This is a genomic window from Blautia sp. AM47-4, assembly GCF_003479865.1.
Classification (GTDB): Bacteria; Bacillota; Clostridia; order Lachnospirales; family Lachnospiraceae; genus Fusicatenibacter; species Fusicatenibacter saccharivorans.
Genome location: NZ_QUHY01000002.1, coordinates 126808 through 151610, shown reverse-complemented (window position 1 = coordinate 151610; position 24803 = coordinate 126808). Strand labels below are relative to the sequence as shown.

Annotated in this window: 26 protein-coding genes and 2 pseudogenes; 21 read left to right on the top strand and 7 right to left on the bottom strand. The window is 35.7% G+C overall.

Going from position 1 to position 24803, the window contains the following annotated elements:
* The first annotated feature begins 21 nt into the window (after positions 1-21).
* From DW965_RS02145 to DW965_RS02115, 7 genes and pseudogenes are all read left to right on the top strand, one after another.
* Positions 22-5341 (top strand): annotated as a pseudogene (locus DW965_RS02145) (DUF3849 domain-containing protein).
* Positions 5338-5589, top strand: coding sequence for a transposon-transfer assisting family protein (locus tag DW965_RS02140; protein ID WP_118404125.1), 252 nt, complete (start codon positions 5338-5340; stop codon positions 5587-5589). Before DW965_RS02145 ends, DW965_RS02140 begins: the two are co-directional and overlap by 4 nt.
* Complete coding sequence (locus tag DW965_RS02135; RefSeq protein WP_118404123.1) at positions 5586-6506, top strand: YodL domain-containing protein; 921 nt, start codon at positions 5586-5588, stop codon at positions 6504-6506. The genes DW965_RS02140 and DW965_RS02135 overlap by 4 nt, the downstream gene beginning before the upstream one ends.
* A 131-nt stretch (positions 6507-6637) precedes the next feature.
* Positions 6638-7192, top strand: coding sequence for a hypothetical protein (locus DW965_RS02130; protein WP_119197966.1), 555 nt, complete (start codon positions 6638-6640; stop codon positions 7190-7192).
* 101 nt (positions 7193-7293) lie between these two features.
* Positions 7294-7638, top strand: coding sequence for a hypothetical protein (locus DW965_RS02125; protein WP_119197965.1), 345 nt, complete (start codon positions 7294-7296; stop codon positions 7636-7638).
* 47 nt (positions 7639-7685) lie between these two features.
* Entirely contained in the window at positions 7686-8165 is a 480-nt protein-coding gene (locus DW965_RS02120; protein WP_147398766.1) for a hypothetical protein, read from the top strand.
* Positions 8166-8238: 73 nt separating this feature from the next.
* On the top strand, positions 8239-9402 hold the full coding sequence (locus DW965_RS02115) for an RES family NAD+ phosphorylase (protein ID WP_117640201.1): 1164 nt from the start codon (positions 8239-8241) through the stop codon (positions 9400-9402).
* 395 nt (positions 9403-9797) lie between these two features.
* Here the strand turns inward: DW965_RS02115 and DW965_RS02110 are convergent, their stop codons facing one another.
* From DW965_RS02110 to DW965_RS02100, 4 genes are all read right to left on the bottom strand, one after another.
* A complete protein-coding gene (locus DW965_RS02110; protein WP_117640203.1) occupies positions 9798-10004 on the bottom strand; it encodes a DUF6219 family protein in 207 nt (68 codons plus the stop codon).
* 128 nt (positions 10005-10132) lie between these two features.
* The gene (locus tag DW965_RS22405; RefSeq protein ID WP_330420806.1) at positions 10133-11125 is read right to left on the bottom strand and encodes a hypothetical protein; all 993 of its coding nucleotides are present in this window, start codon (positions 11123-11125) and stop codon (positions 10133-10135) included.
* Entirely contained in the window at positions 11122-11781 is a 660-nt protein-coding gene (locus tag DW965_RS22400) for a relaxase/mobilization nuclease domain-containing protein (protein ID WP_330420805.1), read from the bottom strand. The genes DW965_RS22405 and DW965_RS22400 overlap by 4 nt, the downstream gene beginning before the upstream one ends.
* The gene (locus DW965_RS02100) at positions 11768-12145 is read right to left on the bottom strand and encodes a plasmid mobilization protein (protein ID WP_117640207.1); all 378 of its coding nucleotides are present in this window, start codon (positions 12143-12145) and stop codon (positions 11768-11770) included. Before DW965_RS02100 ends, DW965_RS22400 begins: the two co-directional genes overlap by 14 nt.
* A 395-nt stretch (positions 12146-12540) precedes the next feature.
* Between DW965_RS02100 and DW965_RS19545 the strand changes: the two genes are divergently transcribed.
* The gene (locus DW965_RS19545) at positions 12541-13053 is read left to right on the top strand and encodes a helix-turn-helix domain-containing protein (RefSeq protein WP_243000702.1); all 513 of its coding nucleotides are present in this window, start codon (positions 12541-12543) and stop codon (positions 13051-13053) included.
* On the top strand, positions 13037-13594 hold the full coding sequence (locus DW965_RS02085) for a hypothetical protein (protein WP_117640211.1): 558 nt from the start codon (positions 13037-13039) through the stop codon (positions 13592-13594). The genes DW965_RS19545 and DW965_RS02085 overlap by 17 nt, the downstream gene beginning before the upstream one ends.
* 119 nt (positions 13595-13713) lie before the next feature.
* Here the strand turns inward: DW965_RS02085 and DW965_RS02080 are convergent, their stop codons facing one another.
* Entirely contained in the window at positions 13714-14331 is a 618-nt protein-coding gene (locus tag DW965_RS02080) for a PBECR4 domain-containing protein (RefSeq protein ID WP_117640213.1), read from the bottom strand.
* 686 nt (positions 14332-15017) lie between these two features.
* On the opposite strand from DW965_RS02080, the gene DW965_RS02075 reads away from it, so the two are divergent.
* The 7 genes from DW965_RS02075 to DW965_RS02040 all read left to right on the top strand — a co-directional run bounded on the left by DW965_RS02075 (position 15018) and on the right by DW965_RS02040 (position 20751).
* Positions 15018-15359, top strand: a complete 342-nt coding sequence (locus DW965_RS02075) for a helix-turn-helix domain-containing protein (RefSeq protein WP_117640215.1) — start codon at positions 15018-15020, stop codon at positions 15357-15359.
* 309 nt (positions 15360-15668) lie between these two features.
* Positions 15669-16373 (top strand): lantibiotic protection ABC transporter ATP-binding protein, encoded by a 705-nt coding sequence (locus DW965_RS02070; protein WP_117640217.1) that lies wholly within the window; start codon positions 15669-15671, stop codon positions 16371-16373.
* Positions 16373-16777, top strand: a complete 405-nt coding sequence (locus DW965_RS02065) for a hypothetical protein (RefSeq protein ID WP_119197963.1) — start codon at positions 16373-16375, stop codon at positions 16775-16777. The genes DW965_RS02070 and DW965_RS02065 overlap by 1 nt, the downstream gene beginning before the upstream one ends.
* Before the next feature lie 310 nt (positions 16778-17087).
* Positions 17088-17849 carry a lantibiotic immunity ABC transporter MutG family permease subunit gene (locus DW965_RS02055; protein WP_118404117.1) on the top strand — a complete coding sequence of 254 codons (762 nt, stop codon included), beginning with the start codon at positions 17088-17090 and terminating at the stop codon, positions 17847-17849.
* On the top strand, positions 17839-18675 hold the full coding sequence (locus DW965_RS02050) for a NisI/SpaI family lantibiotic immunity lipoprotein (protein ID WP_117640223.1): 837 nt from the start codon (positions 17839-17841) through the stop codon (positions 18673-18675). Before DW965_RS02055 ends, DW965_RS02050 begins: the two co-directional genes overlap by 11 nt.
* A 61-nt stretch (positions 18676-18736) precedes the next feature.
* Positions 18737-19402 carry a response regulator transcription factor gene (locus DW965_RS02045; RefSeq protein ID WP_117640225.1) on the top strand — a complete coding sequence of 222 codons (666 nt, stop codon included), beginning with the start codon at positions 18737-18739 and terminating at the stop codon, positions 19400-19402.
* Positions 19393-20751 (top strand): HAMP domain-containing sensor histidine kinase, encoded by a 1359-nt coding sequence (locus tag DW965_RS02040; protein WP_118404115.1) that lies wholly within the window; start codon positions 19393-19395, stop codon positions 20749-20751. Before DW965_RS02045 ends, DW965_RS02040 begins: the two co-directional genes overlap by 10 nt.
* Before the next feature lie 130 nt (positions 20752-20881).
* Here DW965_RS02040 and DW965_RS02035 read toward each other — a convergent pair whose 3' ends face one another.
* The gene (locus tag DW965_RS02035; protein ID WP_117640229.1) at positions 20882-21070 is read right to left on the bottom strand and encodes a hypothetical protein; all 189 of its coding nucleotides are present in this window, start codon (positions 21068-21070) and stop codon (positions 20882-20884) included.
* 193 nt (positions 21071-21263) lie between these two features.
* Positions 21264-21653, bottom strand: a pseudogene (locus DW965_RS21940) (transposase zinc-binding domain-containing protein); the annotation flags it as partial.
* 252 nt (positions 21654-21905) lie between these two features.
* Between DW965_RS21940 and DW965_RS22395 the strand changes: the two are divergent.
* From DW965_RS22395 to DW965_RS02000, 5 genes are all read left to right on the top strand, one after another.
* The gene (locus DW965_RS22395; RefSeq protein ID WP_117640231.1) at positions 21906-22046 is read left to right on the top strand and encodes a gallidermin/nisin family lantibiotic; all 141 of its coding nucleotides are present in this window, start codon (positions 21906-21908) and stop codon (positions 22044-22046) included.
* Positions 22047-22070: 24 nt separating this feature from the next.
* Entirely contained in the window at positions 22071-22241 is a 171-nt protein-coding gene (locus DW965_RS02020; protein ID WP_117640233.1) for a gallidermin/nisin family lantibiotic, read from the top strand.
* A gap of 23 nt (positions 22242-22264) precedes the next feature.
* Entirely contained in the window at positions 22265-22435 is a 171-nt protein-coding gene (locus DW965_RS02015; RefSeq protein ID WP_117640235.1) for a gallidermin/nisin family lantibiotic, read from the top strand.
* Between the two features lie 336 nt (positions 22436-22771).
* Positions 22772-23437, top strand: coding sequence for a response regulator transcription factor (locus tag DW965_RS02005; protein ID WP_118404109.1), 666 nt, complete (start codon positions 22772-22774; stop codon positions 23435-23437).
* Positions 23422-24780 (top strand): HAMP domain-containing sensor histidine kinase, encoded by a 1359-nt coding sequence (locus DW965_RS02000; RefSeq protein ID WP_118404107.1) that lies wholly within the window; start codon positions 23422-23424, stop codon positions 24778-24780. Before DW965_RS02005 ends, DW965_RS02000 begins: the two co-directional genes overlap by 16 nt.
* The last annotated feature ends 23 nt before the right edge of the window (positions 24781-24803 follow it).

The following is a 24803-nucleotide window of genomic DNA, read 5'->3' as shown; positions in this document are numbered from 1 at the left end:
CATAAAATGGAGGGTTTGTTTATGGCAAATAATATAGAAAAACAATTAAAAGAAATATCGGAACGGCTGGAGCAGGGAGTAAAAGAAATCTTTACTTCGGAGAGATATACAGAATATCTGAATACCATGTCCAAGTTCCATAATTACAGTTTTAATAACACCCTTCTGATCACCATGCAGAAACCGGAAGCAACACTGGTGGCAGGGTATCAGGCATGGCAGAAGAAATTTAACCGCCATGTAAAACGTGGGGAAAAAGGAATCCAGATCATCGCACCGGCACCCATCCGTGAGAAACAGGAGATTGAAAAGATCGACCCGGTGACCAAAGAGCCGGTGATCGGGGATGACGGTCAGCCGGAAACAGAGATCGTGGAGATGGTCATTCCAAGGTTCCGTGTGACAACGGTATTTGATGTCAGCCAGACAGAGGGAGAGCCGATTGCAGAACTGGAAGTACCGGAACTTACCGGGAGCGTACAGTTTTATGACACGTTCATGGAAGCATTGCAGAACATTTCCCCTGTTCCAATCCGCATGATGGAGATAGAAGGGGAAGCAAAAGGCTATTATCATCAGACGGAAAAGTATATCGCAATTCAGGAAAATATGAGCAATCTCCAGACCATGAAAACCGGAGTCCATGAAGTAAGCCACGCATTGCTGCATGACCGGGAAGTAATGGATGTGGAAGGAATTTTAAAAGACCGGACAACAAAAGAAGTAGAAGCAGAAAGTATTGCTTATATTGTCTGCAATCACTTTGGTCTGGATACTTCAGAATACTCTTTTACCTATATTGCCAGCTGGTGTGAAAGCAAGGATATGAAAGCACTCCGGGCATCTATGGATACCATCCGGAAAACGTCTGCGGAAGTCATTGAGAATATCGAGACACAGATGCACGAGCTGGAAATGGAAAGACCAGTTCGGGATACTTTTCATAAGGAAGATTTAATTCTGCATCTTTCAGGCAATATGGGTTCCGAGTTTACTTATGACCTGATCGAAAACATGAGCAGGGAACAGTTAGAGCAGAATGTGGGTGAATACGTCCGCCTTCTGGAAAGTGGTGAGATAGAGGAAAATGAGAAACCACTGGAAAGTTTTCTGGAAGAAAAAGGTGCTGCCGTCACACCACTCTATGACAGCAGTGGGCACGGAGAGAACTATCCGATTGATTTTTATGATGTGGAATATGATGCTGACACAGGCGTTACTTATTTTTCTGACCTTTCTCCGAAAGAGCAGGTAGAGATGTTGGTGCAAAAAGCAGAGTTTCCAAGAAATGTTTTTTCAGAAGAAGAAAAGGCATTTGTAAATGAATTCGCAGAAACCTTCCCCGGACAGGTGGAAAGACTGAATGACCTGGTATGGGACATGAGGGAATCTTACGATGAAGCCGGTTCAAAGCTGGTGTATGAAGTGATCCAGGCAGCAAGGGCGAACTTTCCAGCGAAGGAACCGGAAATTGCAGAAGAAACAGCCATGCAGTATGCCCACCGTCTGATTGAAACAGCAGAAGCTGCCAATACGGGAGATTTCACAGATTCCCAGAGAAATCTTATTGTGAATTTTGCATATAAGATGGATGACAAAGACGAAGTGCTTGGACTGGTGAACCGTATGATGACTGCAATCCGCAGACCGGGAAGTGAATATACGAGAAGCCTTATGAATGAAATACAGGCACAGATTGACAATTTCCCGGATGGCATGGTTGGTTTTACAGAAATGCACGAGGCAGGAATCCAGTTAGACCATATGCTTCCGCTTACGAAAGACCGTGCATATGAATTGTACCGTGGAGGGGCAGAAATTTATGTGTTACATGGAAATCAAGAGAATCCACAGCTGGCAGAATCAACACTTGTAGACACAGAAGATGCAATTCTTGGATATGACGGTATCTTTGGAATCACAGAAACAGAATGGGAAGTGCAGAAAGAAAGAGAAATATCTGCTACAAAACAGGAAGCACTGGAACAGCAGAGTGCAGAAAAGATTGATGAGACACTTCTTCTGCATGGAGAAAGCGGAAGGTTTGCCATTTATCAGATGGATAGTGGGGATGAGCATACTTATCAGTTTATGGGAATGGAATCCGCAAAGAGTCTGGGATATACCATTGACGGAAAGGATTACCGGATGGTTTATGCAGCACCATGGATGCCAACAATCACGTTAGAAAATATATTTGAACGCTTTAACATTGACCGACCGGAAGATTTCCGTGGCCATTCTTTATCGGTAAGTGATGTGATCGTGATAAACAGGGGTGCAGAGATTACAGCCTATTATGTAGATTCTTTTGGATTTCAGGAACTTCCGGAGTTTGTCCAGCAGAGAATGAACATACTGGAACATAATTCCGTCAGGGCATATCCGCCAGTTTATAAAGGAACATTGGAACAGGCAATGGGAGAACGGGATGTGGATGCTTATCTGGATTCGAGAAAGTTAAACCTGGACTGCAAGAAAGCAATCGAAGAAGCTATCCGGGAGAATTTTGACGGGCTGCACTTAAAGCAGAATGCAGCAAAAGAAGTCGTGGAACGCTTTGGGGAAGAACGTATGAATTTTGTTATGGCAAATACCATCCAGGAACTTTCCCATGATGGAAGATTCTCCAGACAGAACAAAGACTGGGCGGAGCATATCGAAGTCCCGGAAAATATCAGCCGGGGCAGAAATCTGAACCTGGATTATGTGATCGAAAGCCACCCGGCAGTTTTAGATGGGTTTATCGACATGGCAAGAGCTGAGATCCGGATGCAGAGGATAGAACAGGCGATAGGAGAAAACGAAGTGACGATTACGGCAGAGACAAGAGGGTATGAAGCAGAAGGACATAACGGAACATGGCATACGGTTGATGAAAAGGAATATGCCGGGGAGAAGTTTTTCTTAATGGAACAGGATGAATTTGGCTCCGATGTGGCAGGCATTATCGTAGCAGAAAATGGACAGCTTGTAGCGGAGGACTTATGGAACGGGTTTGACGCAGGAGCATTGGAAGCAGTTTCAGAATATTTGCAGGAAAATGGAACAACACTTTATGACTTGACGGAATTCCCGAAAGATTCTGTTGTAACCCTGCGGAGTGGACAGACACTTACAATCGAAGAAATACAGGCAGTACAGAAAGATACCTGGGAAGAAACGATGGCAGGAAAAAATGAATCTGGAACGGATGTCCGGTTTAATTTTCATGCAGTCAGTGAGGTGCAGCTGCCGGAAGGCATAAAGTTAAAAATGCCAGAGATTCATTACGTTGATAATTTTTATGTGATGGAAGATGTAAATGCAGAGGGTGTAGTAAAAGTAAACCGGTATGAATCACTGGATGAAGCGATGCAGGAATATTTACGTCTGCCAAATCATCAGAAAAAAGTGCTTGGTATCCAGAATACGGAAACGATGCAGGAAAGCATGGATTTTATCCGATGTGAAAACGGGATAGATCGGCTGACCCATGCGTATAAACAGATCGGAGGGTGGCTGAATCCAGAAATATATGAAGTGGTAAATAAAATGGAAAACATGCTGGACTGGAATGAGGTACAGATTGCATATCAGATTGGAAAACAATACTTTACAATCCAGACCGCAGAAGATGGTTATGACTATACATTTTATAATGAAGATTATCAGGAGGATGATGGAGGAATCTATGACAATCCGATAATCTATGTAGATGAAGCTGCCAGTGATATTTTAGAAGATAAAGGGTACTCACTGGAAGATGCAAAAGTAGTGGATTACGAAGATCTGATGGCAGATGTGGAAGAAGTTCAGGAAGAACAGATGCAGCGGATACAATTAGAAAAGAACTGCCCGGCAAGTATTTTTGAAGGATTTCGCAGGGAAGAAGCAATGCAAACCTATGAAGGAATCGCAATGCAGTTTACCAGGAGTAAAGGGTATCTGACCATACAGGCAACAGAAGAAGGATATTCGTTTATTTTTTATGACTCTGATCTGCATGAAATCCAGGGTGGTGATTATGATAATCCAGACGCATCCATTCAGGAAGCTGCTTATGAAATCCTTAAAAGTGAAAGAATGGATGATATGGAATGTGTCAAAGTGGATTATAAAGAATTTGAAGAAATGACGATCCAGCACTCTAAAGATTTATTGCAGGAGGGGGAACTTCGTGCGACTTCTGAGATTGGAAGAAATGAACTGGCATTAAACAGTCTGAGCAGGGCAGAAGTAGAAAGAGGGGTTCTGTATCATGCACAGGCAGTATTAGAAGATATGGGAATGGAACAGGAGGTAGAGCTGCTTGCTGCAAGAGTGTATGGTTCCAGAAGCAGACAAGACCTTTACCGGGAAGATTCTGACTTGATGTGGTTCTTTCCTATAAAGGTGATATTCGAGAAGATAGCTTTTTCAATGCTTTAAATGAATCCGGTATAGCAATGGCAGGAATTAAGGTGGATATTAACCCGATTGCAGAGGAGCGAATTACTCTGGCAGAGTATATAAAAGAATCTGAAAAATATCTTGACCAGCAGGAGATTAAAAAGCTTGCTGCGGATCTGGATAATTTTAGTTATGACGTTGATACTTATGAGTATAACGATACGGTTGAAAATAGAGAAGAACAGGTGGAAAAACTCACAGAGGATATTTTGAATAAGAAAACAGAAGCTATCAAGGACTGGCTGCTTGAGGTATCCGAGGAATCCGATATAGACAGCGATGTTATAACTGCCCGTTCTTTACTTTCCCGTCTGGAAGATACAGAGCAACTTTCTATCTTTGATAAACAGCCGAAGCAGGAACAGCCAGAAGCCACGATTAGTTTTTATGTCGCAGAGTGCATGGAGTTTCCGGTCATGGGAGAGTACCATAATAACCTCACTTTAGAAGAAGCCATTAAAATATATGAGAGTATCCCAGCGGAACGGATGCATGGAATCAAAGGAATCGGATTTGATCTGCAAGATGGTGATGAAGATTATTCCGGGGAATATGAGTTGATGAGTGCAGACCGGATACGGCGTGATCTGATAGATATGATTCCTCACTATAAAGAAAGCCTCTGGTGCAGAAAGCAATCACAGACATGGAAAAGTATCTGGATGAAAAGCATGGAAGGGTGCAGGAAACGGAACATGCGGCAGAAACAGCAATAGGAAGTGAACAGAAACCGGTATCTGTAAGTCAGAGCCAGCCACAAAAGGTAGAACCTGCAAGCAGAGCAAAAGGTGAAGTGAAGAAATCTGTGCTGCAGTCTTTAAAAGATTTTCAGGCAAGGGCAAAAGCACAGGAGCAAAACAAGGTAACGGAGAAATCCAAGGCACATAAGAAGGGAGAGGTGGAATTATGATGGATCTGGCAATGAACTTTGACGCAGATGAATGTTTAGTAACTGCAATGTTTGATAAAGGAAACCGAAATGACACGATGGAGGCAATCGACCATATCATTCCTTTTCTGAAAGGCGATGCAGATATGATCGGGCTTGTCTGCAATACTATAAGAAAATTGTTCTGCATGAGTGATGAAGGCTATGAGGTTTTTCTTATGGATCTGGAAGAATATAAAATGGAACTGGAAGAGGAGAAAGAAGAATGAGTACAAGTCAGTGTGCAGTATATCAAGTAAAAGATACCCCAGAGTACCGGGATGTCCGTTTCCGTTCTTACGAGAAACTGAAAAGCGAAGGAAGAACAATCCAGATAGAAAACTATCAGCAGGTGTATATTGGAAGAATCCAGCCGGGGGAAACTCCGGCTGACATTAAAACACGCTTGCAGAAGCAGCGACCGAAGAACTTCAAAGGTCATTCCATCGGTTGCAGCGATGTGATTGTCATTACCGATGATGGAAAAACCACAGCTTACTATGTCAATAAAGATGGTTTTATCATCATTCCGGAATTTCTCACAATCAAAAGTTCTTCCGATACCAGACTTTCCATTGATACAACCGGGTACGAAATCGAAGGAAAGAAAGGAACATGGCTTGCACAGGATTACATCCTGATGAACGAGAAGAAATGGTTTCTGATGGAACATGAGGAGTATGGAACAAGAGCAGCCTATGTGATTCTCAGTGAGGAAGGTACCGTAGTCATGAATGACTGTTACAATGGCTTTGATGAAGAAGCCAGACATAACATTCAGAATTTTATGCAGCAACAGGTAGCAAAAGAACAGGAACAGCAAAGACAACAGCAGATACAGGCACAAGCCCAGACTGGGCAGACACAGCCAGAAGGAATACAAAAGAAGAAACCAGAGCTGGCGAACTGGCAGAAAGTCATGGATAATGGAGAATACCTTCGCAGTGCAGAGATGACAGAAGAAGCCAATTACAACATGATTGACGGACTGATGAACAACACTCTAAAGAAAAAGGATAAGAATGCTCCACGGAGATCAGTACTGAAGCGGCTCCGCAATCATCAGAAGAAGATAGCCAGTCAAGGCAAAGGGCAGCTACAGCAACAGAAGGCGATGGAAGAAGAGATGGAAAGGAAGAAGAAGTGATTTTCAACAGAGATGGTCTTGCTACTGAGGTAGCAGGGCCATTTTTATTGCAAAAAGTAGTAGATGAATTATAATATAGCTAGAAATATGTAACAGAAGATATGATTGCCATACTTAATAGGGGATGTAAGATGGATTTGAATAATTTATATAATTTTAAAAATGCGGTAAGGCATTTTGTAAATATTGATTTATTAAAGTATCCTGCGGATATTGAGAATTTTAGCACAAGAGAATTGTGTTGGACTATGCCTGTTTCTTTTAATGTACAAAAAGGAAATGGTAAATATAGAACATTGAAAATTCCAAATGTTCTGAACTTTGTACGGGCATATCATTATTATTCGGGGTTACCTGACTTTGATAACATTCAAGGAATTAATCCTGAACATAGTAGAATGACGGTTAACTTTGATACGGGAGATTTTATAGCTGGCGAGTATGATGCACAACTAAATGATGATTTTATGAATTTGTGTCTGTACGACAATCTGATTAAACTTGATATTAAAGATTTTTATGGGAAATTATATTCACACTATTTACCGAAGGGACAACTAAAGGACAATGTTTTTACAAGTATGAACAATGGAAGAACAGGTGGAATAATAATGGGTAACTACTTGTCTCTTTACTTTGCAGAAAATGCATTGAAAAAATATCAGATGATTTTGAAACAGCCTTAGAAGATGCGTCTATTAATTGCCATTTTGAATACTTCTCAGATGATTTTTATATTTTTTGCAATAAATATGATAATGAAACAATCAGAGGTCTGTTTAATCAGGTGCTAGCAGAAAATGATCACGAAGGAAATGACCGGAAGATAGAAATAGAAGATTATGAATCATATAATATAGAAAATTTATTGACTAGATATTGGAAAGCAATTATGCGACACTGGAATGAAGAAGTCCTTAAAGATTTTCAAAGGCAAAATCAGATTGGAACAGAAATACAACATAAATTGTCTTTTTTGAATCAGTTGATATATAGATTATCAAGTGTAAAAAAGGAAAGAAACAAACAGTCTTTGATAAGAAACTTTTTTAAAACAAAACATTTCCAAGAAACAGATTTTGAAGAATACGATGTTGAAGAATATAATTATCATCAGCTATGCTTCTATTAAAAATGTCACCGGAGTCATTGTTATATACATCAGATATTTTTAATAGTATGAGTGGGTTTGATAATCAAAAAATTAAAATATTTTTGAAAGCCAGATATAGAGAGGCGTTGATCTCTTCTTTACATGATGTGCAATTATACTATTACTATGCCATTAGATGCTATCAGCTTGATTGGTGTCTGGAAGATACATCCAATCTTGTTCTTAAATCTCAGAACCAGATTTTAATTGCTTATTATTTGAAGGATGGATTGTTTTCAGAGGAACAGATTAATAGTTTAAAACTCTTAGATAATGAGAAATTTTGGTTTCAAAATTATCACTTGATTTTATATAGACCAGAATTAATAGCAGATTTAGATGGAAGTGTAACAAAATATCTGTTGCCTGAGAAAGCAAATACAAATCCGAAAAAAGAACGATATAAAAAGTTCCATAAAGAAAATTTGGCGTTAGGGAAGGCAATTATCAATGAAGTTTCTGTTGTAACTGAAAATATTCAAGAATATTTAGAAAACGAAATTTAGAACTTATAGAAGAATGAATTTAGTATTATGATGGATACTTACATGAAAATAATTTATATGAGGGAGAGCAGCTATGGAAATATTGACGAAAGAATATTTTGAAGAATTGGAGAAAAAAATATTAAAGGAAAATTATAGTGATTTTTTTGGTGATATTCTTGAGGATTTTAAAAAAGAAAAAGATAAATTCAAAACGGAAATTATTGATACAGGGCAGATATTTTATAGAGCGAGAGTTGGAAATGGTGTAATAGAAGCGGCAATAGACGATTTAGATATTAAATGTAAGATACCGTATTTCGGGAGTGACATGGAAAAACCACCAGCAAAATTTGTGCAAGGCGGAAGATTTAATAGACAAGGAGTATCTTATCTTTACTTGGCAGATAATATTGAAACATGTATTGCTGAAATTCATTTACAAGTAGGACAAATCTGCTCTATTGTGGAGTTTGAGTGTGTGAAAAAAGGTAACTATGTTTTGATTGAAAGTAATTCAGAAGAAATATTATATGATATTTTGACCAGACCGGTACATAGTGATATAAAAGATTATTATTTGGTTACACAGTTTTTTTCCGATATATTTAAAATGTTGGGATATGATGGGATTGTTTTTTTTAGTACACAAGGATCAGGGAAAAATGTTGTGAGCTTTAAAAAGGATTGTTTTAAATTAGTGAAATATTCTGAAAGGATGTGTAAAGCAAAAAGAATCTCATATGAATATGAGTTACTGGAGGCAGAATATAAAAAATATAAAGATTACAAAAAACTTTTGATGCCAGGTAACATTTCAGAGGAACAAAAGAGAGAAAGCATATGTGAATATATACAAGAAAAAATAAATTATGAAGATGAACTACTGCAGAAAGTTGCAGAAAAAGAATTTCAGTCAGATAAGGATGAGAAGAAGTTCCTTGATAGAATATCTGCAATTGATAATAAACAGAATGCATATGAATTTTTGGGAGCTTTTTATTTTAATCAGCAAGATTTAAAAAAAGGAATGGCGTATTTTTTAAAAGCCCCGTTTGAGCATTGTTCTCCTAGATTTGAAGGAATATTAAAAAGAATACAGTCGTGTACTCAAATAGAAAAAAAAGAACTATATCAAGAAGAATCTATGAAAAAGGAATTACGGATAATATTTGATGAATTAAGTCAGGAGCATGAAAAAATTCGAAAAAAAATGGAAGTGGATATATTAAAAAATTTAGAGGAACTTTGCAATTAAATAGAGGCGAGAAAGTAAACCGATGTCCTGTATTTATTCGTAATCCAGTTGAATGAAGAGTTAAAGTCATTTGGATTATATGACTTTTTCATGTTTGCCAGAAAATATTTTAGAAGAATCAATTTCATTTTTGAGATTTAATACACGAGCAGATAATGTGTTAAAGAGAAACGGTGTAGATACGATAGGTGCGTTACTGGAGGTGTTAATATTACCAGAATGGATTCAGCATTTATCCTGCATAGAGAAAAGTCACAGAAAGAAATCGTGCAGAAAATGGAGAAGATAGGTTTAGCAGATGATAGCTATGCGGCAGTAAGAAATATAAAATTAAATTAGAGTTCATCTTTCACTAAAAGGGAGACTATTACAGTCTCCTTTTATCTATGTATTTGTTATTCAGATTCTTCAGAAACAGAGTCCTTCTTCTTTCTGGATTTTCCAGAAATCATTTTATGACCAGAATAGATAGCCATAATCATGCAGATAAGAGAGCTGCAAGCAAAATATTTATGTGCGGATTTCATATCTTTATAACCAGTGTAAAAAGTTCCAATCATGGTTGCCAATGCACCAAGTGACCAATATTTATGTGATTTCATCTTAATACCTCCTGTTTTTTTCTATATCATACATCTTTTTGAGAAAGATGAAAACAGGAATTTGTTCATTGGCTTATATTTAAAATGATATTTTTGTGGTTTAGAAAAAACGATAGAGATTATAGGAATTATAAATCCTGATTCTTTTCAAGCTGTTGTTCCTGCTCACGATTTTTCCCAAGAATCATTTCAATATTCGCCGACACAGTGCGAAGTTCCCGTTCATAATCCCGGTGGTTAGAAAAATCTTCACGCTGTCTATCCCTTAATTCAATAAGCTGGTCCTTTTCAGCATAGAGAGCTTTCATGGAAGGCAATTTATTCCCGCCAGATTTTTCTTTGAGTGTTCGGAGAGCTGTGTCATACAGGGAAAGTTCTGCCCGGTGTTCTTCATAAAATTTCTCTTTGTTTCGACTTTTACGATAATCGGCGTACACATTTTTATATGCCAGATATTGTCCGGTAAAATGAATCTGCTCATTCACATCTTTAAGTTGCTGTTCAGTATCTTTTAAAGATTTTCTGGAAGCACTGGTCTGGTCTGATGCCTGATTGAGTGCTGCATGGAAATCCTCAAGAGAATCATAGCCATGTTCCTGTATGTAGGCAACAGTCTGAGCCATCTGCTTCAAATTGGTGAGTTTTACTTTTTGAGCATAGGCTTCGCTCTGCTGTGCTTTAATACAGGTTTGTAGATCTATGACAAGTCGGAGATCTGATTTTATGAAAATGAATGGTGCAGGGATAGCAGAAGTATCGGAAAAAGGAACAGTTGGCAAATCTGTGGAAGTATTTGGAGTCTGCTGTTCCAGAATTTCTTCTTTCTGTTCTCTATGGGATTTCGTGTTTTCCTCAAACGCTTTCAAGAGAAAATCTTCTGTGTATCTGGTTCCGAGATTCCTTCCAGTGATATATTTTTTTCTGCCAGGGTGAAGATAGCTATATCGGTTTCGACTGATCTTGAAGATGATGTGATATTTTTCATCAAGGATTTTTGAAAATTCTTCTGGTGATCGGGCGGTACTTGCAGCATCATCAATAGCGTCACGAAGAAATTGTTTCTCTGTCTGGTAACGTGTTTCCTTTGGCGTGATTCCATCTTCTTTCATTTTCTGATTCAACTTATCGAGTTTTTCCTGTCCCCGGCGTTGTGCCAATATTCTTTTTCTGTGATTTTTCTTTCAGCAGGAGTGAGCAGATCAACCTGATGTAGTCCTTCTTTTTTACACATATTCATGACTTCCTGTTTCAGATGTGCGAGATATGCTGTACTTAGATGGTGCTTGTATCCGGCTTTTGATTCACAGTCAAATTCCATATAGGGTTCTTGCGGTATGTTATATTTACGGAGACTGTTGATTACGATGTGTACATGGATGTTTCCACTTTCGTTATGACCATCGGTATGAGTACAGACTAAAGCCTGATGACCGGGAAAATTTTTCTTTGCAAAAGTCAATCCAAGTTGCTGGGCACGTTCACCGGTCAATCCACATTCCTCCCTGTCTTTCGGGTCGAAGCTGATGATATAGTGATGGGATTTTATCTCATTGAAGTTTTTGTTCTTGTGGTAGTAGATGTTCAATTCCTGACATTCAGATGCAAAAGAGAATGGATCACAGTTCAAACCGTCCAGATAATATTCTTCTCTCAATATCATATGCCCTTCCTCATCAAGAATCGGTTTTTGCGTATATTCATTATGCTGGAAGATAAGATAACGTTCCGATTCTCCATAGTCAGCATTTTTGCTTGCAATATGTTTAATTACTGCCACGGAAATCACCTGCCATTTTCATTACTTTATATTTCATTTCATAAATGTCCCGGAGAGACTTTCGGATTTCATTTCTCATTTCAGAAGAGATAATTCCACCTTGATTAAAATATCGGGCAATCTGATTTAGGTTGCTTCCAATCTTGCCAAATTCACCGATTAGTTTTTTGATTTCATCAACATCAGCAACAATTTCAAATCGTGCAGTTACATTTCCTTCCATAGTTTGAGTCCTCATGTATTCTGAAATGCTCATTTCTGCCTGTTCCGCTGCATTTTCTATGATGGAAAACTCTATATCAGTCAGGCGGATGGTTACCCGGTGTTCTCGTTTCATGTCCATTTCTTTTTGTGGTCGTGTCATTCAATGCTCCTTTCTGGCATAAAGGTTCCGCAGGAAAAATAGAAAATTCACAGTGAGCTGTGAAAGCAAGTGATGAAAAAGCATCACGCTGTGACCATGCAAATGGGAACCAATACACATATCTTTGATTGCGGTCGAGGGTATGGGGAAACGAAATCCCCATCAAGTTGCAAGTCAGAAAAAATCCCGCAGGGGTTTTTGTCCGACATTGCGAAACTTGCTCTAAAAATGACTGCTTCATATATAAGCCGATTTACAGAAAAAATGGAAATAAGAAGTTTATATAAATGAAAAAACAAAAAGCAATAGTTAATTGCGAAAATGTAAAGTTGTATTGCTTGCCCAAATGGCATATCAACTGTATAATACAATCAAACAAAAGGAGGAGGGAGCTTATGAATAAAGTAAAAGATAGTAATCAAAACATTGCAAAGGCAGTTCTTAAGATAAGGCAAGATAACAAGCTTTCTCAGGAACAATTTGCTGAAATGGTAGGAGTAACAAGACAGGCGGTGTCTAGATGGGAAATGGGAGTCTCTGTTCCAAATATTAATACACTTATTCTAATAAGTGAGAAATTTGATATTCCAGTTGATGAAATGTTAAAGTCAGGAGACGTTGTTGAAAAAATTGATAACAATAAAACTCCTTTCAAAAAAGATAGAAATTATAGTATTGTATTTTTAATTATTGGTATTTTAGGGCTGATTAGTATACCTTTTTGGGCAGAGTGGAAACAGAAAAAAAATATGGAACTTTTTAAAACAGCCTATGAGCATTCATATGACTATATTTTTGAATATCCACTATCCATCATTTTAATATTAGCATTGATGTTCATAGGCTTAGGTATATATTTCATTTCAAAGAAAAAAAAAGGGAGGCGATTTGATGAAAAAAATGATTAGTATTTTGACAGTGTTGGTACTTAGTATTGTGACAATGTTGCCTGTAAAAGTAATGGCTGCAGAATATCCACATAAAAACAGCGAAGTAAAGCATGTAAATTTGCTATCTGATAAAACTGAGTATGGAATACAGCCACAAACGGATGGATACTATTATTGGAAAGTCGATAGTAAGACAAATCAGGGAACAACTTATGGTTCATGGAGATTGGGACCTCAGGGTGCCGGTCCAGGTACAGTTTCTGTAAATAAAACAGATACAGTGACTAACACAATTAGTGGATCATATACCAGTGTAGGAGATATATCCGCTTCTTTAGGAGCTACGATTGGGAAGAGTCAGTCCTATTCTGTACAGTATAGTTTACCTGTCCCTAGCGGGAAAACTTATCAGATTAAGTATAGACCGCTGTATACAAAGTACAAAGTTGTGCAGAGGCAGTATTACAAAATAGATGGTTATTCTTCAGCAACCAATAATACAAAGACTTGCTATGTAAATGTTTTTTATGACTGGGGATTTAGCTATAATGTGCTTTAATGTAAATGAAATGAAGAGGTAATTTAGAATAATGATGGATAATTAGTGGAAAAGATGGGGCTGTCGCAAAGTGAAGCGATAGCCCCTTTCACGCTCTGAAATAGAATTGTTATGGGAGATTATTCTAGTTTGGTGAGGTAGTCATATTCTTTCGGAAAGGTAAGAGCATCCCAGTCGATTTTTTTTGCCTTATAAACTAGTTCCTGATAAGAGGAATCTGCTCTCTTTCGACGATATGTAGCGATAACCTGCTGTGAAATTTTGGAAACTGTACGAATGTCCGTGTTCAGCACTGTATTTGGCACATATTCAGCACGATGAGTTTTTACAAAACCAAGGCAGGCTTTTACGCCACCAGCTAATTTTTCTGTATATAATTTTGGGTTGCATCCGTTAAAATCACCGACCATTTTTGCTGAAATATTTTTTTTCATAAGTTGTGGGAGAATTTCGAGTTTTAACTGAGTGGTACCATCAGATGCAAAGGAAAAATCTTCAGGACTTAATTTGTGGTTTAAACAGCGTTCATAAAAATCAGCAGCAGTAGTGTTGTCAATTAATTTAATGCCTGTCAGATGAAGAAAATTATAAGGATAAAAATTTACCTCCAAAAAAGAAATATGTTTATGCTTGTCTTTTAGAATAAATAAGAGTTGGTAGCCATTAAGGTTTTCTTCGTACTTGGCAGCACAATCTACAATAATAGAGATGGCCTGCTGTTTGGTGTATTTTGTCATATTATGACCTCTGCGATATGTATAAAATATTTAAAGGGAGATTACAATACCGTGGCATTGTGCATCTCCCTTATAGACTGATTTTTCTGTTGTCCGCCAACACTCCAGCCCATATGTCTGGCTTTGCTTTCAGGTTTTTCTGTTGCCTGCCAACTCTCCGATTCATGTTCGGCTTTCGTTTCGGATTTTAGGTGTCAGCCACACCAACAGGATGTCGCCTGTTTTCCTACTCATAGTATATGCGATAAAATGAGTTTCGTCAACGGATAAAATGAAAAATAACTGATAATTTAATAACTCAAACTTCCCATTTTTAATGTGGGAAGTTTGAGTTTATTATTGGTTGGCGGTGTGTTATATCAATATTTTTTTTGCCGCTGTATTACTTTTTCTTGTGATTGTGTAGCTCATTTATATGCTGTTATCGGTAATGGTATTAGATAGACATACTCAAACAGAGATATCTTATTGATAAAAATTTTATAAAACAGCGGACTATCGTGGATAATACTGTCAGTTTATACTAATAGATATTAAAGGTATCAATTAGATGACAAGAGGTCAATAAGATGGATCGCAAGAACATTGGAAAAAAGATACGGCAGAAGAGACAAACGAAAGTATCAAACGGTGGACTGTCATGAATACACCCTCACGTTTATACTGAAAGATATAAACAGTATTAAATAGATAAGAGGTGTGACAATGGATCTGAAAAAGTTTGGGAAGAAAGTGAAAGAGAAGCGGCAGGGTTGAGCCTGAGTAGGCAGGATGTTTCAGAAATATGTAATATGCATGAAGGCTATGTCAAACAGATAGAGACTGGTAGCAAGTTGCCTGCATTACCTTTGCTGCTTAAGATCTGTGAAACGCTTCATACCTCTCCAAACTATCTTTTCGAGTTTTCAGAAGATAAGGATGTGCAGGATGTTCTTGAATTATTGTACACTTTAACGCCAGATCAATTAAAAGCGGTGAAACATATGATTTCATCCTATCTTGAATTCAAAGAAAAAATGGAAGAATAAAATGAGAGATTAAAAAGGGGGATATCCAATAAATGGATGTCCCCTTTCTGCTTTACATATCAGCAGTCAAAATTATGGAATATTTGTTTATCATCTTAGCAGGTAAGAAAACCGTGAATGCCAACTGATATTGGGGTATTTGTTGAATGCTGCAAATTTGGATACATCTATGTGGAGAAGGATAGGATCTTACAAGTTCTATCTTTTTTGTTATGCAATTTACAATATAAAAAATTTTTTAATCTTTAGAAAATCTTTATAGTTAATCAGTATACTAAAAAAATCAATTAAAAGGAGATGTATAATAACATGGAAACATTACTGAGAACAGAGAATTTAACAAAAAAATTCAAGAATCAGGTAGCTGTACAAAATATTTCAATGAATGTACCTGAAAATTCTGTCTATGGCCTTTTGGGACCTAATGGTGCAGGAAAATCTACTACATTAAAAATGATAGCTGGAATCTTGAAACCTACCAGGGGAAGTATTATTTTTAATAAACATCCGTGGAAAAGGAGTGACTTATCAAACATTGGTGCATTGATTGAAACACCTCCTTTATATGGAAATCTAACTGCAAGAGAAAACCTTAAGGTAAGGACTGAGCTGTTAAATATTTCGGATGGTCGTATTGACGAGGTCCTTGAAATATCAGGTTTGACTGGTACAGGAAAAAAGAGAGCAGGACAGTTTTCTATGGGAATGAAGCAAAGACTTGGCATTGCAATAGCATTATTGAATAACCCCAAATTACTAATATTAGACGAACCTACAAATGGCCTTGATCCTGTAGGTATTGAAGAGCTGAGAAATTTAATAAGGCAGTTTCCGAAGCAAGGTATGACAGTTATTCTATCTAGCCATATACTATCGGAAGTGGAACAGATTGCAGATTATATAGGGATAATATGTAATGGGAAATTGGAATACGAAGCACCAGAGAACAAAGAATATAATCTTGAAGCTTTGTTTATGGACATCGTAAAAAGAAATAGAAGGGAGATTATTTAATGAGATATATAAGATCAGAAAATTTGAAATATAAACGGTCTTTCAGCAGAAAATTAATATTTGTGGTACCCATCATTACAGCTTTTGTAGCTGTTATATTTGGTGGAATTAGAAATTTTCAAGCACAAACTATATATTGGTGGTATACATTTCTCCTACCGGGGACGGTTGCCATATACTGTTCATTGTCTGAGAAGAAAGAAAAAAGTGTACGCTATCACACCTTTTATACCCTATCTATTGATTTAGAAAATGCTTGGTATGCTCGAGTGTTAGTTATAGCATGGTATATGCTTTTGACAGGTATTATATTAGTTCTTCCGGCAGTATCAATGAGAATATGGCACCGGCCATTTGCCAAATATCTAACGGAAAATTATTACTTGGCAGTATATGTATTGTAGTTATGTCATTATGGCAAATTCCTATTTTGCTTTTTTTTAATAAAAGAATAGGTATACTTTTGCCGCTTATAATTAATTGTATGTTGCCATTGGCTATTTCTCCGTTATCTAATACTAATCTATGGTTCTTGATACCTTATAGTTGGGTCTCAAAATCTATGAAAAGTATTATCGGATTAGACGTAAACGGAACAATGACGACCGTTTCCTCAAAAGATTCATTAGACTTTACTATTGGACTCTTATTATCTGTTTTACTATTTATTATAACTGTTATTATTACTGCAAAAGAATTCAGAGAGGTGGAAGGATGAAAAGTTTTTGGTGTGCAATTAAGTCGGAAGTTGTAAAATTACGACATACCCCTATTTTTTTGTTGCACATAATTGTACCGCTTCTAGGAGGGGTATTATTTGCAATGTATTTTCACTTATATTCAGGACAACAAAGTATAACACAAAGACTGAATCTAATTTTACAGGCAACATCAGCATTTTTCCCTCTTGCAATTTCTATTGCTGTTAGTCTAGGTATAAACTTAGAAGAAGAAGGGCATTTTCAGGCACTTTTTGTAGGTATGGAGAGTAAGAGTAAATTAATTATTGCAAAGTTAATTCTATTCTTAGGAATAGGTGCAGTAGCCATTGTAATTCTCTTTTTACCAATTTTATTTTCAGTAGCAGTTGTGGATCAAGAGCTTAGTATTTCTGTTCTTAATACAGTATTGTATAGTTATGTTTATATAATTTTAGGTAACATTGTAACTTATATAATCCATTTTTGGTTATCCCTGAAATCAGGGCTTGGAGCTTCAGTTATAACAGGGGTGTTGGAAAGCCTTATTGTTATTTTGTTTAGCAATCTTCCGTTGAAGTTAGTTATTAGTTGGGAATATATTCCTTGGGCGTGGGCAGTAAATATGTGTAGACAAGAAATTTTGCAATTTAACACTCAACTCTCTACTCTTCAACCCAATATTATATTTAAAGTTATCATTATAACATTTGTGTTATTGTTGGTGTTTTGTATATGGTTTGAGAAATGGGAAGGAAGAAAAAATTATGAAGAATAGTATATTAATAAAAAGGGTGATTCTGGTATTTTGTATGATGTCTATAATAATCATTGGTTCAGGTTGTGCTGCTAAAAAGGCAGTTTTAGAAAACCAAGGTAAAACAGAATGTTATTTAGACGAGAAAGATGCAACGAAATTTATATATAATGGACAACAATACACAATATTAAATAATACAGTGGATAAGAATTCATTAGGTGATTGGATTGGATTTATTCAAAAGTATGTTGCACTTGATGAAAATTATAACATACTAAAAAAATGTGATATGGGAGTCAACGTAGTAGGAGATTTAAGCGACTTAATAGATCATACAGATGGTACCGCATATTATGTGCCATATTTGAATGTATATAAGACAGAAAATGAGGGGGATATGAATAATTTAGTTGTAGATGTAGATAACGATTTCCATAAAGCAATTCTATCAGAAAATGCGAAAGATGGTGATTTAAAGATAATTTTTAAAAATCAAAATGACACCAAAGATATAGAAAATGATTTACCACAAATTGATAAAGAAGATGTGAGAAATTTGACTTGGGAAGGTAAAATATATCAAATTACAGATCAAGTTGTACCAAATGAAAAAATAGGCGATTATCTATGTACTTTATCCGGAAATATTACTTTTGATGCAGAAACAGGCAGGGAATTTACACATGATGAGTTAAATGCTATTGATATAATTCCGGGCGAACTGTCAAACCAAAAACGGGAGACTTGGATATATGATTCGGTATACACCGTTATTGGAAAGGATAAGGATAGTTTGGCAGTTGAAATTAATTATAAATGTGTGTATGCTATATTAAAAGATTAGTATGGGTCAAACTTGTGACTATAATATCTAACAAATAAAAATTTTAAAAGGAGAGGATATCTTGATTAAAATTCTAGTTATAGATGATGAAGAGGCAATACTTGAGCTTGTCAAACGTGGACTAGAAAAGGAGGGATTTGCTGTTGACACTTTGACTTCTGCAAAAAAGGTGGATGTTAGTAAACTGCGGCAATATAATTTGTTGATTTTGGATGTTATGATGCCGGATATTGATGGTTTCACATTTTGCAAAAAAATCCGTGACATGTTCAATGCACCAATTTTATTTCTGACAGCTAAAACACTGGAAGACGAAGTATTATATGGTTTAGGTATTGGGGGAGACGATTATATTACGAAACCCTTCCGGATTAAGGAGTTAAGAGCTCGTGTAAAAGCACACTTAAGGCGAGAGTCCAGAGAAAATCACGATTATTTATTTTCAGAAGATGGAAATATTAAGTTTGATTTGTCAGCAAAAAAGCTATTGGTTTGTGAAAAGGAAATTCCTTTGACACATAGCGAATATAAAATATGTGAATTGCTGATACAGAATAGAGGACACGTTTTTTCCAGAGAGCAAATATATGAACGAGTTTTTGGATTTTATGGAGAATCAGCAGATAATACAATAGTTGTTCATGTTAAAAATATACGAGTGAAACTAAGTGAAGCTGGTGTGAATCCTATACAGACAGTGTGGGGGATAGGATATAAATGGGAGTAAAAATAACAAAAAGGCAGTATTCTCTAAAGTTTTTTTTTATAAAGTTTATATTGTCATTGATTATAGGAGTTGGAGTGAGTATTGCCTTACCGCTGGTCTTGGCAACACTTGCAAGTAATATGGGATATATAACTGTTGCAAATTATAATGAGATACAGGCTGAGAAAACGGCAAAAATTTTAGCAACAGAAAAAAATCTTGACTATAAGAATATTCCAGCAGGGATAAAATACTTAATAATTAGCAAAGAATTCGATATCTTAAATACTAATATGAGCAACGGGGAACAAAAAGACGCATTGAGATATGCAAATGGTAAGTTTGAGAAAACAGCATCAGGTAAACAATTTATTTTAGTTACAAGAGATAAAGAATTCTGTATTTTACAATATTATATTGGTTCTCATTTCACCAATATGTGGTTAGATATACATATGCCATCTCCAGATATTTTGATTAATGCAGGAATGATTTTAAATTGTTTATTTGTATTTAGTATTATGGTCTTTTTGTTTGCAAAAGAACTAAGAAAAGAGTTGAAGCCAGTAATGGATGCGACTACAAAAATAGAAGAGCAGGAGCTGGAATTTAATATTTCATCATCGAGGATAATAGAATTTAATGATATATTAAAATCTATTTATAATATGAAAAATAGTTTAAAAAAGTCTTTGAAAACGCAATGGAATATAGAGCGTCAGCAGAAAGAACAAGTTTCGGCATTAGCACACGATTTGAAGACACCGTTGACGATCATAGGTGGTAATGCTGATTTATTATCTGAAACAAATATTAATCAGGAGCAAGAAGAGTATATTAACCATATTTTAGAGAGTTCTAAACGCATGGAAAATTACATTGCTATATTGATTGATCTATCCAAGAATACTGGTGAGATTCCGATAAATAGAGAAAGCATATCTATTGGAAAGTTTATTGATAGTATAAAAGGACAGATGCAGTCTGTAGTTGCAATGAAAAAAATGAATTTAATAATTGCAATTATGGATGAATCTTTTGGGATAGAGATTGATACAGTATTAATGGAAAGGGCGATTATAAATGTTTTATCAAATGCCGTAGATCATTCTCCTACACATGGGGAGATTATTTTTAACGTGACGAAGGATAAAGGAAAATGTAAGATTAGTATTATAGATTCAGGTCCTGGTTTTACGCCGGCAGCATTAAAATATGGTTTAGAAAGATTTTTTATGGATGATAAGAGTAGAAATTATCAACACCATTATGGAATGGGGTTATATATTACAAATTCTATTGTGACACAGCATGGTGGAAAAGTAGAATTAAAAAATAAAAGAGGAGCAGAAGTAGATATTATTATATAGGAAAAATTCATAGTTCAGGTTAGCTCTGGTGGAATACACCAGAGTTTTTTTATATATTAGGAAAGTCCTTTGTTTAAAGCAGAAGTAAAAAAATGCCTCATAAAAAAGAGGCATAGGAAATAGACGATTGTTAGAAAAGATAAAATCCTTCTTCACCAAAATCGTCATCATCATCAAATTCATGAAGAAAATAGTCCATATCCAAAAGGTCATTGTCACTCATGAGTTTGATATCATGGTCACTCATACCTTCAGGAGGATTTTTTATATACTGTGAGCGAAGCTTCTCTGCAAGATCTTTAGTCGTAGTTTTTTTCAAAAGTAAAACCTCCGTTTCTAACACATGATAACTTGATTGTATCACGAAGTGGACGGAGATAAAAGAAATTTACTACAGGCAGAAGGACGAATCCTATGCTTTTTCATGGTTTTCTCATATAGATCTTGCAAGGAGACGGGGCGATGATTGTAATAAATTTCAAGAAGCATCATTGTTTTACCACAGTGTGGGCATTCATTTTATGGAACATGCACAGAATAACGCTGCGAACAGAAGAAAAGAGACAGTTAAGTAAAGAGCGGTCTTCAAGGAAAAAATGGCGTAGTTGTTCAGGGATTGTGAAAACACAATGTCGGTGAGTGCAGGAAAGAAGTTTAAAAGACATAGAGGTAGTGCGGTCAATGGAATACATGTTTCCACAGGTAGGGCAAAAGCGACTATGACAACGAAAAGGAACGAATTTCCATTCGTTGCAGTCAGGACAGTGGTACATGGCACCGCCATAAGAAGAATCGCCACAATGCATCATTTTATTTACATTTTCAATAACGGATTCGCGAGGATGCAGGGTATAGAGCATTTCCTCGTAGTGTTCTAAAAAGATTTTTTGTAATGTGTTCATAAGTTTATTATGAATGAAAAAGAGAAAAAAGAAAACCCTTAATCCCCTCAAGAATGAGGGGGAGGGGAGTTGAATAGGCGAAGCCTATTTTTTGTTTAGAGTATATTATTTTCTGCGTCCTCTGTTAATAAGACTTAGGAATATAGCTAGAAACGACATTGTAAAAAAATATATTAAATTTAGGAGCGATTTTGATATTTTGCTGATTTTTATATTGTATAACTAATTTATCAAGAAGAAAGGAGGCACCAAATGGGAAAATTTGAAGATTTTAATTTTGATGTTACGAAGACTGTAAAACCACAGAGTAGCAAGACTCCAAGAATAACAAGCAAGTCTTTATGTACATCAAGTTGTGAAACTGGATTCTTTAAATGTGTGCTTACTAAGTAATTAAACCTATAAGGAGAAAGAAAGATGGCAAAATTTGATGATTTCGATTTGGATGTAACAAAGACAGCAGCACGGGGCGGGATCGAGCCGAAGTATAAGAGCAAATCAGCGTGTACCCCAGGATGCCCGACAGGAATCCTTATGACATGCCCACTTAAGACAGCAACATGCGGATGCCATATCACAGGTAAATAATAAAGAATACGGAGGAAAAAAAGATGGCAAAATTTGATGATTTCGATTTGGATGTAACAAAGACAGCAGCACAGGGTGGGATCGAGCCGAAGTATAAGAGCAAATCAGCATGTACCCCAGGATGCCCGACAGGAATCCTTATGACATGCCCACTTAAGACAGCAACATGCGGATGCCATATCACAGGTAAATAAAGATTGGAAGTGAAGCGTAATGGCAAAATTTGATGATTTTGATTTGGATATTATCAAAAAAAAAGTAAGAAGAGATATTATACCTGCGAGTATTACAAGTTAACACTCTTTTTGTACACCCAATTGCCTAACAGGATTTCTTTGTCCACCAAAAACTCAACTTACATGCACATGTAAATTAAAGGGTCAATAAATCTGTTTTAGTGTAGATACATAAAAAAGCTCTATTTTGATAATAGAGCTTTTTTTACGAGCAAATGAGTATTTTTTACATGTTGGGTGATTAATTACTAATTTTTGTTATTATTAGTTAGTAAAAACATAAAGGAGCAGATAATGGAAAAGATACTTGTGATTGACGATGACGAAAAGATTTTAGAATTAGTACAAGAAGTTTTGAAAAATGAACATTATATAGTGGAAACAAGAAGCTATGTTGACAATACTAATATTGGTGAATTTGAAGGGTTTGACTTAATATTATTGGATATTATGTTACCGTTTTTAGATGGTTATGAAATTTTGGAGAGAATAAAAAACATAATAACATGTCCGGTGATTTTTTTATCTGCTAAGTCTAGTGAAGGAGCAAAAGTGAAAGGCCTGATGAGTGGAGCAGATGATTATATTACCAAACCTTTTAGTATCAGAGAGTTAGTAGCCAGAGTGAAAGTTGCATTAAGAAGAAGTTTGAAAAATGAGAGTAACGGGATTTTAATCAATGGATTGGTGTTTAATCAAGATTCAAACTCAATAAAATTAGATAATGGTGAAATTTTATTAACGAAAAATGAGTTTCGCATATGTAAAATTCTTGTTCAGAATAGCGGAAAGATTTTTTCAAAAAATGAGCTATATGAATACTTATATGACTTAGATGCCAATGCACAATTAAGGACTATAACAGAGTTTATTTACTCAATCAGAAAAAAGTTCAAAACACTTGGTCTTGATCCAATAAAAACTATTTGGGGGATAGGTTATAAATGGGATATAAAATAATAACGATGAAGAGACAGTTATTACTGTACTTGATAAAATTGTTTGTGGGAATCGTGGTTATAATAATCTGTTGGTTGGCTTTAACTAATATATTTGTGGAATGCGGAGTGATAATTCCAGCAAATTATAGCGAAACTATTTTGGAAGAGAATAGAAAGCGTTTAGATGATATACAACAGATAACAGATAATGATTTACCATATGGAAGTAAGTATTCAATCTTTGATTTAGATTATAATTATGAACGTGGGACTATGAATAAATCAGATATAGAAGTAACTAAAAAAATATTATTAGGGAAAGAAAGTAATCTTCAAGGGAATTATGTTTACTCAGTAATTGCTAGAACAGAAGAATATTGCGTTATAAAGTATAATATTAAAGCACGTTTTAACTCTGACAATAGAATTTTCAATTATATAGACTATGACAATTTGTCATATATTACAATGGTATTAGTGTTTTTACTATATGTGTATATTATGACATTACACTTAGTTAGCATCTGGAAAAATAATTTTGAAAAGATAGAGAAAATTACGCTGGAAATAGAAAAACAGAATCTGGATTTCACTTACGAAGAAAGTAAGATAAAAGAATTTTCGAATATTATTACAGCATTAATTAAGATGAGGGATGCATTAAAAGAGTCATTGTATCAAACCTGGAAGATAGAAAATGAAAAAAATGAGGAAATAGCAGCATTGGCTCATGATATAAAAATACCGCTTACAATTATCAGTGGAAATACAGAGCTTTTAAAATGTTATTCATCTGATGAGTACAGTTTATCTCATCTGCAAAGTATTTGGGGAGCTGTGGGAAAGATGGAGGAATACGTTAATTTATTAATTAAATATGTGAAAGCTGATAGAATTGATTTTCACGAAAAGGAAAGTATGCCCTGCAACAGTTTTTCTCATAAAATAGTCTCTGAGATTAAAGAGTATATCAGCGGATCTGAAGAAATAATTAAATTTAATGTTGAAAAAGTGAGGGGCACTATTAAGATAGACTACATATCTTTAGAAAGGGCAATTTTTAACATTATTGATAACGCAATAGAATATAAGGTATATGGTGACAAAATAATGTGTTTTATTGGACAAAAAGATGATTCTTATATATTTACCATATGTAATGAAAAAGGAGAGTTTAGTAGTCAGGTTCTTGAGAATGGAACTAAATTATTTTTTACTTCAAATAATAATAGAAATTCAATTCACTATGGTATTGGCCTAGCTTATGCGAATAAAGTTATTCAATCTTGTGAAGGGGAATTGGAACTATACAATTCTAAAGAGCATGGTGCTGTGGTAAGCATAAAATTACCGATCACATAGAGGAAAAGGGGGAAACCGTAAAT

Bases quoted from the DNA above. Each gene is read 5' to 3' on its own strand.
- DW965_RS02070 (WP_117640217.1), top strand. From the start codon at position 15,669: ATGGAAACATTACTGAGAACAGAGAATTTAACAAAAAAATTCAAGAAT.
- DW965_RS02100 (WP_117640207.1), bottom strand. From the start codon at position 12,145: ATGACACGACCACAAAAAGAAATGGACATGAAACGAGAACACCGGGTA.
- DW965_RS02110 (WP_117640203.1), bottom strand. From the start codon at position 10,004: ATGAAATCACATAAATATTGGTCACTTGGTGCATTGGCAACCATGATT.
- DW965_RS02130 (WP_119197966.1), top strand. From the start codon at position 6,638: ATGGATTTGAATAATTTATATAATTTTAAAAATGCGGTAAGGCATTTT.
- DW965_RS02000 (WP_118404107.1), top strand. From the start codon at position 23,422: ATGGGATATAAAATAATAACGATGAAGAGACAGTTATTACTGTACTTG.
- DW965_RS02015 (WP_117640235.1), top strand. From the start codon at position 22,265: ATGGCAAAATTTGATGATTTCGATTTGGATGTAACAAAGACAGCAGCA.
- DW965_RS02120 (WP_147398766.1), top strand. From the start codon at position 7,686: ATGAGTGGGTTTGATAATCAAAAAATTAAAATATTTTTGAAAGCCAGA.
- DW965_RS02085 (WP_117640211.1), top strand. From the start codon at position 13,037: ATGAAAAAAATGATTAGTATTTTGACAGTGTTGGTACTTAGTATTGTG.
- DW965_RS02115 (WP_117640201.1), top strand. From the start codon at position 8,239: ATGGAAATATTGACGAAAGAATATTTTGAAGAATTGGAGAAAAAAATA.
- DW965_RS02005 (WP_118404109.1), top strand. From the start codon at position 22,772: ATGGAAAAGATACTTGTGATTGACGATGACGAAAAGATTTTAGAATTA.
- DW965_RS02040 (WP_118404115.1), top strand. From the start codon at position 19,393: ATGGGAGTAAAAATAACAAAAAGGCAGTATTCTCTAAAGTTTTTTTTT.
- DW965_RS19545 (WP_243000702.1), top strand. From the start codon at position 12,541: ATGAATAAAGTAAAAGATAGTAATCAAAACATTGCAAAGGCAGTTCTT.
- DW965_RS02080 (WP_117640213.1), bottom strand. From the start codon at position 14,331: ATGACAAAATACACCAAACAGCAGGCCATCTCTATTATTGTAGATTGT.
- DW965_RS02055 (WP_118404117.1), top strand. From the start codon at position 17,088: ATGAAAAGTTTTTGGTGTGCAATTAAGTCGGAAGTTGTAAAATTACGA.
- DW965_RS02135 (WP_118404123.1), top strand. From the start codon at position 5,586: ATGAGTACAAGTCAGTGTGCAGTATATCAAGTAAAAGATACCCCAGAG.
- DW965_RS02065 (WP_119197963.1), top strand. From the start codon at position 16,373: ATGAGATATATAAGATCAGAAAATTTGAAATATAAACGGTCTTTCAGC.
- DW965_RS22395 (WP_117640231.1), top strand. From the start codon at position 21,906: ATGGGAAAATTTGAAGATTTTAATTTTGATGTTACGAAGACTGTAAAA.
- DW965_RS02050 (WP_117640223.1), top strand. From the start codon at position 17,839: ATGAAGAATAGTATATTAATAAAAAGGGTGATTCTGGTATTTTGTATG.
- DW965_RS02140 (WP_118404125.1), top strand. From the start codon at position 5,338: ATGATGGATCTGGCAATGAACTTTGACGCAGATGAATGTTTAGTAACT.
- DW965_RS02020 (WP_117640233.1), top strand. From the start codon at position 22,071: ATGGCAAAATTTGATGATTTCGATTTGGATGTAACAAAGACAGCAGCA.